Below are 14,513 nucleotides of genomic sequence, written 5' to 3'. Positions count from 1 at the left end.
ATCCTCCTTTCGTCATTCCAGGCAGGCGTCCTGGCGCTCATTAAGTAAAAAATGCTGCGTAATGGTCTCTTACGCATTACGCAGCATGTTTCTCCATACAACCGGACGTTTATCTCCTGCCCCTGTCTCCTTACTGTGTCAGGAAACGGCTGGCATCCGCTTTGTCAGCAGAGCTTCCCAGGGCTCCAAAGAAATCTTCCACATATTTTGCACTGTTTTCCTTTGCATCTGCAAAATCATAATCAATGGTATTGTTCATATCCAGGCCAAACCGCTCAGCTTCTTCCGGCTGTGTGGCATTCTTTAAAACCAGGAACTGATAAGCGCCGTTTTCTTTTGCAATGTCCACACATTCCGGTGACAGGGCATACTCGATCCACAGCTTTGCTGCATTGGGATGGACAGCGCCGTTAAAGATCGCAGTCGCTCCTACTTCAAAGGAAGTTCCATCCTCAGGAACGATCAACTGAATGTTGTCATACCCCTGAAGGATCTGGTAAATGCCGTCATGAAGGAAACCGATTCCAATGACACATTCCCCAGGTCCAACCATCTTGGACGGGCCGGAACCTGATTTTGTATACTGTGCAATGTTCTTGTCCAGCTTATTGAAATATTCCATTGCAGCGTCATGTCCCTTCATCTGGATCATGGTATTGATCACCAGCTTTGCCGTACCTGCAGTATTGGGGTTGGACAGCATGATTAGCCCCTTATACTCTTCTTTTGTCAGATCATCCCAGGTCTTTGGAGCCTCCAGCCCAAGTCTTTTTAACTCTTCCGTATTCACCATGAAGCCCAGGATCCCCTTGTAAATTCCGTACCAGCAATTGGTAGGATCCTTATACTGGTCTCCTATAAGGTTCTTGGCATTGACCGCATCATAAGGCGTTAAAAGCCCTGCGGCAACCGCCTCATTATAAGGATCTGTAGTTCCCCCAAACCACACATCTGCCGAAGGCTTCCCGGCTTCTTCGGAAACCTTGGTATAAACCTCTGAGGTGGAAAGTCTCTGGAACTTTGTTTTAATGCCATAAGTCTTTTCAAAATTCTGGCAGACTGCCGCCAGATGTTCCTCTTCACAGGAGCCGTACACGGTTAATTCCCCTTCTGCCTTTGCCGCTTCAATTAAAGCAGATAAATCCCCGTCTGCACCTGACTCCTTCTTCTCTTCTCCTGCTGCCGTAGTTGCCTCGGCAACCGTGGTCTGTGCCTCCTTTGCAGTCTCCGCCTTTGTGGCCTCCTGCTTGGAGCCGCATGCGGTTAAGCTGAGCGCCGCTGTAAGCGCCAGCAGAAATGCTGTTCTTTTTTTCATAATAGATATCCCTCCGTTCTTTTTCTGTAATTTTATCATAGCAGAAAAACCTCAGAGCAAATACCGAAAAACCAGTAATAATGTCGTGATTCTTGAACTTATCCCAATTTTTTTTAGTAAAATTATACACTGCATCTTTTATTTTAAAAATCTTCCTTCCAATGCCAGAAACTGATCCAGGATCATCCGGCTGACCCTTGCCCCAAATACGGTGGCAGGATGGGCCGGATAATACATGGCATCAGAAAATTCCTTGTGGAACATGACGATGGCATAAGGCCCGTAAGGGGTAAACACAAGGCCGCCGTCATTCCTGGAGGCATCCATACTCCCGCTTTTAGAGGCAACGGTGATCAGAATGTCATCCGTATTATCGCTGTCCATATAAAACGGTGGAAAATCCTTGGTGATCATACTGTTATAATGCTGTTTCTTAAAGATTTCCAGCATCTTTTCATCGGCCGTACGGCTGATAAGCTCCCCCTTTGCCAAGCGGGTGAAAAAACCGGCATAATCCCTTGGCGTGCTGGTTCCCAGCCTTCTGTAGGTTTCAAAATGAATGGGGTTGTAAAGCACTGTATCCTTGAAGCCAAGGGCTTTGATGCACCGGTTGATCGTATCCAGCCCCAGATAATCAATGATCATATTGGTTGCAATATTATCGCTTACAATTATCATAAAAGTGGCCGCATCCTTAACCCGGAGCATTGCTCCCGGCTCCAGGGCCCCAAGGACGCCGCTTCCATCCACCACATGCGCTTCCCTGTATTCGATCATATCCTCAAGGCTTTTATTTCCTTTTTCCACCTCATCAAACAAACATGCCAGAATATAAGTCTTAATGGCGCTTGCCGTTTCAAATGTTTCATCTGCGTGAACGGCGATCACATTTCCGTGGAAATCATCCAGATAGATTCCCATTTTCCCGTCATAGCTCATGATCTCCGCTTCAATTCGTTTCTCTAATGTAAGTCTGGAATCCATGTTATCCGACCCTTTCTCTTAACTTATTAAATAACGAGCCTGGAAAACAGGCTCAGCGCCGGAGCGCAGTTATTTTTGACACCCATATCTCCCAAACCTGGAGCAGGCCTTCATAGGGGATTGCCGAAAATACTTCCCGACCCATACCAGCTTTCCGCCAGATCCGCCCGGTAGTCCTCTGCCTCCGGGTTTAAGCTGTTGATCACCACACCGCCGCTGCCAACCTTTCCCGTGGAATGAATGTAGGCTCCATTTCCCATGTACATGGCGATATGTCCCGGAAAATACATAAGATCCCCAGGAAGCATCTCATCCTTTGGAATCTCATGTACAGGAAAGCCCGGTTCTATCCTGGCATCCCGGTAGGTCAGTATCCCGTTTAACAGATAGCTTTCCGAGGTCAGCCCGGAACAGTCGATTCCTGCGGTGGACCTTCCTCCCCAGCGGTACTGGGTACCTAAATACTCCTTAGCCGTCTCCACTACCGCCTTCCGGAAAGAGGCTTCATCCACAATTTTCTTCTGTGGAAGCTCTCCCGTCCACAATCCGGACTGGGAAAATTCCTTTAGCCTTAAATTCTGGTTTCTCATATAGCCCACACGACCATCCAAAAGTTCCACCTTGGCCCAGCCCTCCTTTTCCGAATCAAAGAAAAGCACCTTTACAAGAGAACCCCGGAAAAGGCTTAAAAGGCTTATCCCCTGAACCTTGGGAAGGGAAAGGATATCCACGTAGACTCCATCAGCGACCATAAGCCCTCCCTCTTCCCAGTTCTTCAGCTCATTAAGGCTCACCCTTTTAATGTCCTCTTTCCTGATAAAACCGGAATAACCGTAAAAGGTTCGAACCGGATAAAATCCATCCGCTTCCTCCCCGGTGATAAGAAGCCCCATCCCATACAGCCCTTCATCAGAAATAGTTGACACCCTTTCTCCAAGACTGTTCTCTTTTATCTCCGACCGTCCCTCCCAAATAGTGGCAACCGGTATTTTTACAATCCCGTAAGCTTCCATCGTCATCCTGTTATCTCCTCCTGTCCTTCCTTTTATATTCCATCCGGCACTTTATGGCAGAAATGTCCGCCTCTAAAGTACCGCATCCGCTGGGGAACCGGGCACACCTGTAACCTACTACCTGTAGCCCTACTGATATGTACCGCATTTTTCATTATTATATGGTCAGATATGAGGAATGTCAATGATACCTCAAAATATAACAGACAGAATTCCCTGCGCCCATGTCATTTCTTTCATCCCATAAAAAATACGCTCCGCCCTGTGACAGGCAGCTTTTATTCCTTAAGCCGCCTGCCCCAGGAGGAGCATATTATAATTTTTCCGAAGCATCCTTCAAGATCAGGAATATCTGTAGTAACCATAGCAAATAAGGGTTTCTTCCGGTTTTTCCTTAATCAATCTCTGTACAGTTTTTTATATTCTTCTGCTTCTTTCCTGTTTGCCAGCACAAAATGCTCCGGCCTTATCTCTCTCCAGGAAGGCTTCTCCCAGGAATAATCGTGAAGGTCAGGATCATAGACCAGAAGCTTTTTCTCCTTCTCATGCTTTGGATCCGGCATGGGGATAGCCGAAAGCAGCGCCCTGGTATAGGGGTGTAGGGCGTGGGTGATCAACTCCTCCGTTTCCGCCATTTCCACGATCTCTCCCTTTCGGATGACTGCGATCCTGTCCGTAATAAACCGCATGACAGATAGGTCATGGGCAATAAACAGATAAGTGATCTGCCGTTTTTTCTTCATATCTCCAAGGAGGTTTAAAACCTGGGCTCTGACAGATACATCCAAAGCAGAAATCGGTTCATCGGCAATGATAAAATCCGGATTCATGATAAGAGACCTGGCGATTCCGATCCGCTGCCTCTGGCCTCCGGAAAACTCATGGGGAAAACGGCTTGCAAACTCCGGAAGAAGGCCCACATCCAGAAGGGCCTGATCCACCCGTTTTTTCCGTTCCTCCTCCCCTAATCCCTTTTCCATGTTCATCAGCCCTTCACTGATGATATAATCCACCTTTGCCCTTTCATTTAAAGACGCCTGAGGATCCTGAAAGATCATCTGTATTTCCTTAATGACCTTCCGGTCCAGTTCCACCGGTATCTTTCCGTTGATCTTCTCCCCTTTATAAAGGATATCTCCTCCGGAACTTGGCACGATCCTCATGACCGCCCGGCCAATGGTGGTTTTCCCTGATCCGGATTCCCCCACCAGCCCAAAGGTTTCACCTTTGTATATTTTAAAGTTTACCTTTTTCACCGCTTCATATCTCTTTCTGCGCTCTCCAAAGGTCACATCCAAATCCCTTACATCCAATAACACTTCACGTTCCATTAAAACAGACCTCCATTTCTGATTTTGCTGACCACAGGCGGCGGGTCTGCTTTCGGCGCCCTGGGATCCAACAGCCAGGTCTTTGCCTTATGGGTGGGGGATACTTGAAAATAAGGAGGCCTCTTCACAAAATCAATCTTAAGAGCCTGAGGATTACGGGGGGCAAAAGCATCTCCTTTTATCTCTGTATAAAGATTGGGAGGAGTTCCCGGAATGGAAAACAAATCCGTCCCCTTTAATCCTACCTGAGGCAGAGAGGAAAGCAATGCCCAGGTATAAGGATGCCTTGCATCATAGAAAATATCTTCGCAGGTGCCGATCTCCACAATATCTCCTGCATACATAACAGCCACCCGGTCCGCGATGTTGGCCACCACTCCTAAGTCATGGGTGATCAGGATCACTGAAAGCCTGTATTTATGCCGCAGTTCCTTTAAAAGATCCAGGATCTGGGCCTGTATGGTCACATCAAGAGCCGTGGTAGGTTCGTCACAAATGAGAACCTGAGGATTGCAGGCAATGGCAATGGCGATCACCACCCGCTGGCGCATACCCCCGGAAAATTCGTGAGGATACTGGTCAAACCTTTTTTCAGGGTCCTGGATCCCCACATCTGTCAAATATTTCAGGGTCCGCTTCTTTGCCTCCCAACGTCCCACATTCTGGTGAAGCAGCACGGCTTCCATGATCTGAACCCCAATGGTCTTTAAGGGATTTAAACTGGTCATGGGATCCTGCATGATCATTGCGATCTCATGGCCCCGTATACTCAGCCAGTCCTTTTCCCTTTTTACGGCGGTCAGCTCCACTGCCTTCCTGTCATCAGCCCCGTAATAAACAGCCTTTCCACCATCCACGTGCCCGTTCCTCTCCAAAAGTCCCATAAAGGATTTGGTAAAAACAGACTTTCCGCTTCCCGATTCCCCTACAATAGCCAGAATCTCTCCCTTATATAAATCCAGGGAAATCCCGCGTATGGCATGAAGTATTTTTCCCCTCAGTTCAAATTTAATATCCAGCTCGTTTACCTCTAAAATCTTTTCCTGGTTCATACTTTCCCTCCTTATACGTGATTCTTGGGATCAGCGGCATCCGAAAAGGCATTGCCAATGATATAAAACGATATGGTAACAAAGGAAAGAATGATCGTTGGGTAAACCAGTTGGTAGCGCAAAGCCGGGCTGGTGATTAAGGCCCGCCCTTCGTTGATTAAATTGCCCAAGCTTGGAATATTTACCGGAAGCCCCAAACCGATGTAAGTAATAAATACCTCGTTGCCGATGGCAGCCGGAATGGTAAGTGCCATGCGAAGCATAATGACTGACACCAGATAAGGAAGAAGATTCTTTACAATGATCCTGCTGACAGGTGTCCCCAGACAACGGCTGGCAACATTATAATCCCTGTCCCTGATAATGAGAATCTGGTTCCTGATAAACCTGGCCATCTGGATCCATCCGGTCAGGCACATGGCAAATACCAGAGTTTTCACACTGGGCTTTAATATATAAGAAATAAGGATCAAAACAATGGTATTGGGAATGTTGTCAATGATATTGTAAATTTCCGTAAGGATGAAATCTGCCTTTCTCACATATCCCCAGATCACTCCAACGGTTATACCAATGACCGCTTCCGCAAGAGCCACAGACAGTCCAATGATCAGAGAAGTCCTGGTTCCCGCCCAGATCCTCGCCCATAAATCCTGTCCAATGGAATTGGTCCCCAGAATAAATTCTTTTCCAGGAGGACTGTTGCGAAACTGCATCCCCTTTGCATCGTTGATGATCATGTTTGGATCATACTGCCCCGGCAGATAAGGCTGCAAAAAAGTAAATGCCAAAAGAAGGATCAAAAGCACCAGAAGGACAAAGGCCCCCCGGTTCTTTAAAAAGGCGCGAAAGGTACTGTACCAGTAGGAATAATTGCTGTACCCGGTCTTCTCCGCTTCCTCCTGGTTAAAGCCTGCAAAGGAAAACAGCTCTGCTTCCTCCATATTTTCCATGAATTCCGCTTCCTTTGTATGGCGGTAAGAAAACTGTTTCATCATCTGTCACCTTCCTTCTTTCCCAGACTGATTCTTGGATCCAGCATTACCATCAGCAAATCACCCATCAAAAGTCCCAGAACGCCTACACAGGCATAGAGCAGAACAATGCCCTGGACCATGGTATTATCATGCTTTTTGATCACCGCAACAAGAAGCCCTCCCATTCCCGGGATGCTGTACAGGGATTCAATATAAATGGAGCCGATCACTGTATTTAAAAATGCGGTGGGAATATACTGAGCCAAAGGAACAAAGGCATTGCGGAAGATATGTTTGAACATGACTCCCCCTTCTGACATCCCCTTTGCCTTGGCTAACTTCACATAATCCTTATTGCTTTCATCCACCATATACCGCCTCAGCCACATACCGTAAAAGGCCATGTTTCCAAGGGACATGGACACAACCGGAAGAATCCAGTATTTGGGATCATCAATCTGGAAGAGCAGCCCAACTCCCACCAGCCTGGTTCCATAAAGCTGGATATAGAGAAAATAAACGGCTGCAGGAACCGCCTGGATACAAACAATGAACAAGGTTCCGATCCTGTCAAACCACCTGTATTTATACCGTGCCATCAAGGCTCCCAAAGGAAGTCCCACAAGAAGAGATACGGCCATGGACCAGACACCCAGCTTCACAGAAACAGGGACCTTGTCCGCTAAAATATCAGATACGGGAACATTGGAACGGTAGATTCTGGACACGCCTAAATCCCCGTGAAGAAGGTCTTTAAAGAAATGGATCACCTGGACCGGAAGAGGATCCGTAAGCCCCATCTCCTTTAAGCCCACCTGGATCTGCTGAGGCGTCATCTTGTCAAAATTCTGGAAATATCCTTCAATTGGCATCAGACGAAGCAAACAGAACACCACGGTCAGAATGATGATCAGCGTAAGAAATGAACGAGCGATTCTTTTACCTAAATACTTTAACATCAGTTTCTCGGCTCCTTTGTGTTTTCTATTAAAAATACTCTCGGAAGAAGACGTGTCCTCCGGCACATCCTTTTCAGACGGTATTTTTCCGCCGGACCATGGCTTTAGAGCCAATGGTCCGGCGTATATACCTGCCGTTTATTTCTCGTTTGCTTCCCTTTTGGCCTTAAACTCATCCATGGAAACGTAATGGTCCTGAAGATGCTGACCCTTATATCTTAAGTTTGATACACCAAAGGGCGCATACTGGCCTTCAAATACATCCAGCTTGTCAGCTACATATCTGCTCACTGAAATACTAAGGGGCAGAACAAATGCATGGTTGATCAGGCTGGCTTCCGCTTTGGCAAATGCCTCATAACGGGCATTGATATCTACCTTTATATCCTTGCCTGCCTCCACCAGAGAAAAGTACTCCACTGCTGCATCTGCGGAAGGGGTTCCTTCTTCAATGGCCTTTGCAATATTTCCGTATTTATATCCAAGGTCATATCCCTCCTCACCCTTTGACTGGTAGAACGGGTCGGTCCAGGTTTCCGGGTCCGCATAATCAGCGCCCCAGTTACATTTCATCAATGCAAACTTGCCGTTTCGGCGCACTTCCGTTAAGAATCCATCCGCAGGGCCGGCCTCCACAATGATATCAATGAAATCCGTGCCAAGCAGACTTTCCATCTGCTGCTCCACTACCTGGCATTCTTTATCCCAGTTGATTTCAGAAGGATTATAAGGCATGAGCACCTTTACCGGGAAGGTAACCCCCTCAGCCCCAAGCTCCTCCTTTGCCAGGTCGCGGTATTCCTTTGCCTTTGTCTCATCAAAGGTCTGTCCAAGGGAGGCCATATCGCCGATGGTGGTGTAATCCACCCCGTCTGCATTAAATGTAAAGTTGGCAGGTGTAATAGAATTGATTACAAAATCGTCAGGAGTACCCGGTTCCAGAACAGATACCTCTTTTGTCTTATTTAAACCTGCAAACAACGCCTTGCGGAAATTTTCATTATTTACAGCTTTTTTCCAGTTATCCGGCTCATACTGAGCATCAAACTGCGGGTTAAAATTAAAGCAGTAGAAATAAGAATAACTGGTCTTTGGCCGCTCACGACTGATCAAATTCTTAGTATCCTCTCCTTTTAACCAATCATCCAGGATATCAGAAGAGATTTCTGCATAATCAACCTCTCCGCGTTTTACCATCTCAGGCCCAATGGTATTGTATTCTGCATTATAGATCCTCTGAATTTCATCGAGATAAACTATATTTGCATCATAATTTAAAGAGTTCTTCTTATAGACCTGTTTTTCCTGGGGAGAAAACTCTTCCAGATAGAAAGCACCGTTGTAATACATCTTATCTGCACCTGTACCAAAATCTTTTCCCAGTTCCGTAAGCTGCGGGCCATAAGCCGGCATATATACTACATAGGCCAGGGAGGAAAGAAAATATGGAACTTCTTTCTCCAAAGTATAAGTAAGGGTATGGTCATCAACTGCCTTTACTCCTACCTCTGAAAAATCAATAGGATCCCAGACCTTCCCGTCCTCATCTGCCCCGCCTTTATATGCCAATCCATTATAATATTTCTCCGCATTCGCTATGACTCCAAAGAGGTTCTGTACGTTTGCACTTTCATACTCAGGGGTCAGCTCATATTTCATGGCATCAACAAAATCCTGGGCCGTCACGTCTGCAACCTCGGCCCCGGTATTGTCCACCCACTTGGCCTCACGTAACTTAAAGGTCCATGTCAAAGAAGCTTCATCATAACTCCATTCCGTAGAAAGTCCGGGTTTAATCTGCCCCTTATTGTCATACTCAATTAAGGTGTCAACGCAGTTTGCCCCAGGTCTTTGGTCTTCTGTTGATGCGGAAACAAGATAATTTAAAGTTGTAACCTCTGAGCCATATAATCTGGTATACACAGCCGCCTTTCCGCTCTCCGCCGCCCCACTTTCATTTCCTGCCGCCTGGGAACCATCTCCTGTGTTCTTTTTCCCGCCACAGCCGCTTAGTGCCGTGGAAGCAGCAAGAACTGCGCATAGCATCGCAGCCATTAATCTTCTTTTCTTCATAAATTCTCCTCCATTTTTCTAATATTTCTAACCCATAGGGGATTAGTATCCTATCATCCTATCACTCACCAAATGCAGGAACCTTAATAATTCCCATACCAGGATCTTCATTCATAAAAATCTTAGGTCCGTCAAAAATAGGTCCTCCAGTATAAGGATCCTCCCTGCAAAGAGATGGTCCATCTAAGTCAGCCCGGGTAATGATCCCCTTTCCTGCCGCCAGATGGGCCGCCGCGCTGACCGCGATCTTGCTCTCCAGCATACATCCGATCATACACTCCATCCCAAAGCTCTCCGCAATGGCACAGATTTTCAGAGCTTCATAAATGCCCCCTGTCTTCATAAGCTTAATATTAATGAGATCCGCCGCCCGTTCCCTGATAATATGTATGGCATCCTCAGATGAAAAAACGCTCTCATCTGCCAGAATGGGAGTATATACCTGACTGGTCACAAACTTCATCCCTTCAAAGTCATGGGCATTTACCGGCTGCTCCACCAGATCCATATCAATTCCCATATCCTCCAACGTCCTGATGATCCGGACCGCTTCCTTGGCAGACCAGCCCTGGTTGGCATCAATGCGCAGCTTAATATCCGGTCCCACCGCCTGGCGAATGGCCTTGATCCGCTCCACATCCTTCCTGCTCTCTTTCCCTACCTTAATTTTCAGGATGCGAAAGCCTTGCGAAGCTGCCCTTAAGCTGTCACTGACCATTTCCTCAACATCATTGACGCTGATGGTCAGATCTGTTTCAATCTCCCTCTGTCCGCCTCCCAGAACCTTGTACAAAGGTTTCTTACAGGACTTTGCAAAAAGGTCGTAAACAGCCATATCCACCGCTGCCTTTGCTGAACTATTCTTTAATATGCAGCCATGAAGCTTCCTCATGATCCCGTCCAGATTCTCGATCTCCATGCCAATGAGGGCCGGAGCGATAAATTCCTGAATAGCAGTGAGGATAGAACCCTGAGTGTCCCCTGTGATTACTGCAGTAGGAGGTGCCTCACCAAACCCTGTCTGACCGTCATCCGTTGTGATCCTCACCACAATATCATTTACGCTGTCAACCGTTCTAAGGGCTGTTTTAAACGGTGTCACAAGAGGAATGCTGACCTTTGCCGTCTCTATCTTTACAATCTTCATTTACTTTCCCTCTGTTTCCTAAATTCCTTTATTGGTCTTCTCATACAAATCCAGAGATATCTCAGCCATAACCCTTTCAAAGGCCGGAGTATCCGTCTCATTTCCGCAGAAGCAAACCAAAAAAGGTTCCTTTCCATAAACAATGCCCACATCATGAGTAATACCAGTATCTTCGCCCGTCTTGTGAGCGATCTCCGGACTTTCCGGGAGAGCCTGCAGATAAAATGGAATCTTGCTGCAAAGCTGCTGATTCTTCAAAATGGAAATCATTGTTTCACTGGACTGCCGGTCTATAAGGATCCCGTCATACATCATTTTTAAAAGCCTGCCTGTTTCATACGCAGTTATGTAATTCTGGATCCCCCTGCTTGACCTTTCCATATCATACATTTTTCTCTGAAGAAGAGTCTGCCGGAACCCAAGCCCTCTGATTATTTCATTGATCTCCTCCATTCCAAGGATATCAATCAGAACGTTTGTCGCCGTATTGTCACTGAAAATGATCATTAAAGTGACCAGATCCATTCCCGTCACCAGGATTCCATCATGAAGATAGGTAAGGGCACCGCAGGAAGGAACCCGGTCCTCCTTTTTCACAGCAAACATTTCATCCATGTGAAAGGTTCCCTTTTTTTCCTTTTCAAATGCGGCCGCCATGACAAACAGCTTAATAACGCTGGCCGCCATCATCGGCTCTTGTTGGTGATAGGCAAGCCCATCTCCTGTCTCTAAATTCTCATATAAAAAGCTGATTTTCCCAGGAAGCCGTTCCAGCTTCTCTACTATTTCATCCTTCATGAATATGAATAAACTCCCTGCCGGCCAAATTTAATAATCTGATATAAAAAAAGAGGCACTGCACCTATTGTCTACAGCTACCTCATCGCACCTGATTCTAACGCCCATAAAGCCCTAACTTTAGTATAATAAATTCTGAAAAAAAATCAAGCTATAATTTATATAAATACTGTCTTCCGATGAAATTCTCCAAACAGATAAAAAAAAGAACAGTTTTTTCTATAATAAAATAAAACTGTTCTTCTTATGCGCCGGACAAGATTTGAACTCGCGGCCTTCTGGTCCGTAGCCAGACGCTCTATCCAACTGAGCTACCGGCGCATTTTTTAGTACATGGTTAATATACACCCTTTTATTAAATTTGTAAAGTGGTGAATTCATTCTTCCCTGGTCTGAGATGATTCCAATTCTGCATTCCTGACCTGTTTTGGTGTATCTGTTTTAGTGTTTCTGTTTTGGTGTTTCTGTTTTGGTGTTTCTGTTTTGGTGTTTCTGTTTTGGTGTTTCTGTTTTAGTATATCTGTTTTGGTGTTTCTGTTTTGGTGTTTCTGTTTTGGTGTTTCTAGTTTGATATTTTTAGTTTGGTAATACTGTTTTAATGCTCGTCTTCTGATATTCCTGTTTTAGTGCTCCTGTTTTGGCATTACTGTTTTGGCATTACTGTTTTGGTATTTCTGTTTTGGTATTCCTGTTTTGGTATTCCTGTTCTGGTATTATCCTTCTGGTATTCATATATAGATACTACATCTTTTACCGTCACTTAACAAATCCTATTTTGCTAATTAATGACCTTCCAAACGCAATGAAAACGACAAAGCAATGAGGCAACTAAGCAGAGGTGGGAGGCACGGTAACCTGCGCATATGTGCCGTTGAAACGCTCTTCACGCTGAAACGGTTTGAATAGGATGCAACCATATACGGAAAGGGAACATAGCTTTCATAACAATAGAATGAAACTTATCTCATCGATCCTCTCCTTCTGGCCTTACAACTCAACTCATAATGAACGGGTTGTATTTACAAAGGAAAGGGTATATGAGAAATAAAAAGGAAGTCTTAAAGAAGACTGTTTTTCTATTAAAAACGACAAGATTGAAAACACAGCTTAATTATAATAATGTTACCCTTGGGCATAATATGAATAATATATAACAGGGGCAAAACAAGGAGGGGAATTTATGAGGAGCTATTTGTCCATCGGAATATTTTTTGCAGGAATAATTTTAGCTGTATACATCGGATATTGGACTCTATTCATTAAACCTATTATGGTTTGTGTTTCGGCAGCAGACGCAGGGATGCTGACCGCCGCAATGACAACGATGACAATAATTAAATGTGCCTTATCATGGTTGGTTGCGGGAGTGATCTTCGGATTAGGATATATCGCTGCAATGATTGTGAGTCACAGATAATCCAAGACGCTGTATTGGAGGTAGAAAGAATGTTAAACGATGAAGTACAAGCATGGATAGATTTGGGGTTTCCACATGAAGAAGCAATTGCTATGGCAAATATGATGAATGCCGTAAATGATGATGTTAAAATAACAGATGATGACCCTATTACTTCTTTTACCGATTCATCTAAAAAGAATATGTCCCAAAGCGATATATAACGCCAATACATCGGGCATCATAATGCAAACGTAACCCTGATACAATCCTCCACGAAATACATTTGGATTGCTTACATCACCCATAACAATATTCAAATATAAAATTATCCGGCATTTTGAATCAATGCACACCAAAAATAAAAAAACCGGTAAATACCAGACTTTTTGAGGGGAACAGACGGGAGCTAAACCGTACTGGCAAAATAAAAATGCTAATCAAACGTTAATCAAATACGAAAAAGGCACCTTTCACAGGATGCCTTAAATTATGAAAACCCTTATAAAATAAGGGTTTTCTGTACGTGCGTGAGAAGATTCGAACTCCCGACACCTTGGTCCGTAGCCAAGTGCTCTATCCAGCTGAGCTACACACACATATTCACTTATTTGCCTCATTAGGCAAATGCCGGCGACCGGAATCGAACCGGTACGGGAGATTAGTCCCGCAGGATTTTAAGTCCTGTGCGTCTGCCAGTTCCGCCACGCCGGCATTCTCATGATTTGCGCGAGCAATGAACCAAGCGAACATGCTTGCATGTTCAGTTGACGACTGCCGCGACAACGAGCGAAATTCGCAAAGCGTATTTCGTATCGTTCTCATGGAAATGGGACCTATAGGGCTCGAACCTATGACCCTCTGCTTGTAAGGCAGATGCTCTCCCAGCTGAGCTAAGATCCCATATACGATGTGGTAAGTATTATACAACTTACCTGCTGGTTTGTAAAGCCTGTACTTTTAAAGCACAGAACGACCCGGATGGGATTCGAACCCACGACCTCCGCCGTGACAGGGCGGCGCTCTAACCAGCTGAGCCACCAGGCCAGATTATCAAATATTTAGTTCAGTGTCAGTGGACCTTCGGGGACTCGAACCCAGGACCGACCGGTTATGAGCCGGTTGCTCTAACCAACTGAGCTAAAGGTCCTAAACATTATAATCTGCAAATGTATTAAACTTTTTAAAAGCCGATGATCGGACTCGAACCGATAACCTGCTGATTACAAATCAGCTGCTCTGCCAATTGAGCCACATCGGCATTAAATGACCCCAACGAGATTCGAACTCGTGTTACCGCCGTGAAAGGGCGATGTCTTAACCGCTTGACCATGGGGCCATACACTTATATTTCGTTCTCCTCATAGTCTTCTCTTGAGTATCACGAACTCCCCGAGTAGGACTTGAACCTACGACCCAACGGTTAACAGCCGTTTGCTCTACCAACTGAGCTATCGAGGATTACTGA

The 14,513-nt window shown here is 45.5% G+C and carries 12 protein-coding genes and 9 tRNA genes; 2 read left to right on the top strand and 19 right to left on the bottom strand.

Features of this window, described 5'->3' with window-relative positions; all coding sequences use genetic code 11:
- Window positions 1-130: 130 nt before the first annotated feature.
- The 11 genes from ACYVD3_RS23735 to ACYVD3_RS23685 all read right to left on the bottom strand — a co-directional run bounded on the left by ACYVD3_RS23735 (window position 131) and on the right by ACYVD3_RS23685 (window position 11,970).
- Complete coding sequence (locus ACYVD3_RS23735; protein WP_460644974.1) at window positions 131-1,315, bottom strand: ABC transporter substrate-binding protein; 1,185 nt, start codon at window positions 1,313-1,315, stop codon at window positions 131-133.
- Between the two features lie 138 nt (window positions 1,316-1,453).
- The gene (locus ACYVD3_RS23730; protein WP_460644973.1) at window positions 1,454-2,299 is read right to left on the bottom strand and encodes a serine hydrolase; all 846 of its coding nucleotides are present in this window, start codon (window positions 2,297-2,299) and stop codon (window positions 1,454-1,456) included.
- A gap of 110 nt (window positions 2,300-2,409) precedes the next feature.
- Entirely contained in the window at window positions 2,410-3,318 is a 909-nt protein-coding gene (locus ACYVD3_RS23725; protein ID WP_460644972.1) for a C40 family peptidase, read from the bottom strand.
- A gap of 392 nt (window positions 3,319-3,710) precedes the next feature.
- Entirely contained in the window at window positions 3,711-4,643 is a 933-nt protein-coding gene (locus ACYVD3_RS23720; RefSeq protein WP_460644971.1) for an ATP-binding cassette domain-containing protein, read from the bottom strand.
- On the bottom strand, window positions 4,643-5,695 hold the full coding sequence (locus ACYVD3_RS23715) for an ABC transporter ATP-binding protein (protein ID WP_460644970.1): 1,053 nt from the start codon (window positions 5,693-5,695) through the stop codon (window positions 4,643-4,645). The genes ACYVD3_RS23720 and ACYVD3_RS23715 overlap by 1 nt, the downstream gene beginning before the upstream one ends.
- Before the next feature lie 11 nt (window positions 5,696-5,706).
- Window positions 5,707-6,693 carry an ABC transporter permease gene (locus ACYVD3_RS23710; RefSeq protein ID WP_460644969.1) on the bottom strand — a complete coding sequence of 329 codons (987 nt, stop codon included), beginning with the start codon at window positions 6,691-6,693 and terminating at the stop codon, window positions 5,707-5,709.
- On the bottom strand, window positions 6,690-7,631 hold the full coding sequence (locus ACYVD3_RS23705) for an ABC transporter permease (protein WP_460644968.1): 942 nt from the start codon (window positions 7,629-7,631) through the stop codon (window positions 6,690-6,692). The genes ACYVD3_RS23710 and ACYVD3_RS23705 overlap by 4 nt, the downstream gene beginning before the upstream one ends.
- Window positions 7,632-7,769: 138 nt before the next feature.
- Window positions 7,770-9,704, bottom strand: a complete 1,935-nt coding sequence (locus tag ACYVD3_RS23700; protein ID WP_460644967.1) for a peptide ABC transporter substrate-binding protein — start codon at window positions 9,702-9,704, stop codon at window positions 7,770-7,772.
- A gap of 61 nt (window positions 9,705-9,765) precedes the next feature.
- The gene (locus ACYVD3_RS23695; protein ID WP_460644966.1) at window positions 9,766-10,851 is read right to left on the bottom strand and encodes a dipeptide epimerase; all 1,086 of its coding nucleotides are present in this window, start codon (window positions 10,849-10,851) and stop codon (window positions 9,766-9,768) included.
- An 18-nt stretch (window positions 10,852-10,869) separates the two neighbouring features.
- The gene (locus ACYVD3_RS23690) at window positions 10,870-11,649 is read right to left on the bottom strand and encodes a serine hydrolase (RefSeq protein ID WP_460644965.1); all 780 of its coding nucleotides are present in this window, start codon (window positions 11,647-11,649) and stop codon (window positions 10,870-10,872) included.
- 247 nt (window positions 11,650-11,896) lie between these two features.
- Window positions 11,897-11,970 (bottom strand) — tRNA-Arg (locus tag ACYVD3_RS23685).
- 859 nt (window positions 11,971-12,829) lie between these two features.
- On the opposite strand from ACYVD3_RS23685, the gene ACYVD3_RS23680 reads away from it, so the two are divergent.
- Both ACYVD3_RS23680 and ACYVD3_RS23675 read left to right on the top strand, forming a co-directional pair.
- Window positions 12,830-13,066, top strand: coding sequence for a hypothetical protein (locus tag ACYVD3_RS23680; protein WP_024345630.1), 237 nt, complete (start codon window positions 12,830-12,832; stop codon window positions 13,064-13,066).
- 29 nt (window positions 13,067-13,095) lie between these two features.
- Window positions 13,096-13,269, top strand: a complete 174-nt coding sequence (locus ACYVD3_RS23675) for a hypothetical protein (RefSeq protein WP_460644964.1) — start codon at window positions 13,096-13,098, stop codon at window positions 13,267-13,269.
- 301 nt (window positions 13,270-13,570) lie between these two features.
- On the opposite strand, the gene ACYVD3_RS23670 is transcribed toward ACYVD3_RS23675, so the two are convergent.
- The 8 genes from ACYVD3_RS23670 to ACYVD3_RS23635 all read right to left on the bottom strand — a co-directional run bounded on the left by ACYVD3_RS23670 (window position 13,571) and on the right by ACYVD3_RS23635 (window position 14,506).
- Window positions 13,571-13,644 (bottom strand) — tRNA-Arg (locus tag ACYVD3_RS23670).
- A gap of 29 nt (window positions 13,645-13,673) precedes the next feature.
- A tRNA-Leu gene (locus ACYVD3_RS23665) sits at window positions 13,674-13,759 on the bottom strand.
- A gap of 116 nt (window positions 13,760-13,875) precedes the next feature.
- Window positions 13,876-13,948, bottom strand: a tRNA-Val gene (locus tag ACYVD3_RS23660).
- A gap of 70 nt (window positions 13,949-14,018) precedes the next feature.
- A tRNA-Asp gene (locus ACYVD3_RS23655) sits at window positions 14,019-14,092 on the bottom strand.
- Window positions 14,093-14,121: 29 nt separating this feature from the next.
- Window positions 14,122-14,195 (bottom strand) — tRNA-Ile (locus ACYVD3_RS23650).
- 38 nt (window positions 14,196-14,233) lie between these two features.
- Window positions 14,234-14,306 (bottom strand) — tRNA-Thr (locus tag ACYVD3_RS23645).
- Window positions 14,307-14,312: 6 nt separating this feature from the next.
- Window positions 14,313-14,384, bottom strand: a tRNA-Glu gene (locus ACYVD3_RS23640).
- A 49-nt stretch (window positions 14,385-14,433) separates the two neighbouring features.
- Window positions 14,434-14,506, bottom strand: a tRNA-Asn gene (locus ACYVD3_RS23635).
- Window positions 14,507-14,513 lie beyond the last annotated feature (7 nt).

The sequence above is a fragment of the Lacrimispora brassicae genome (assembly GCF_054772055.1).
Note: the sequence above shows the minus strand (reverse complement) of the source record. Positions and strands in the feature narration are given on the sequence as shown.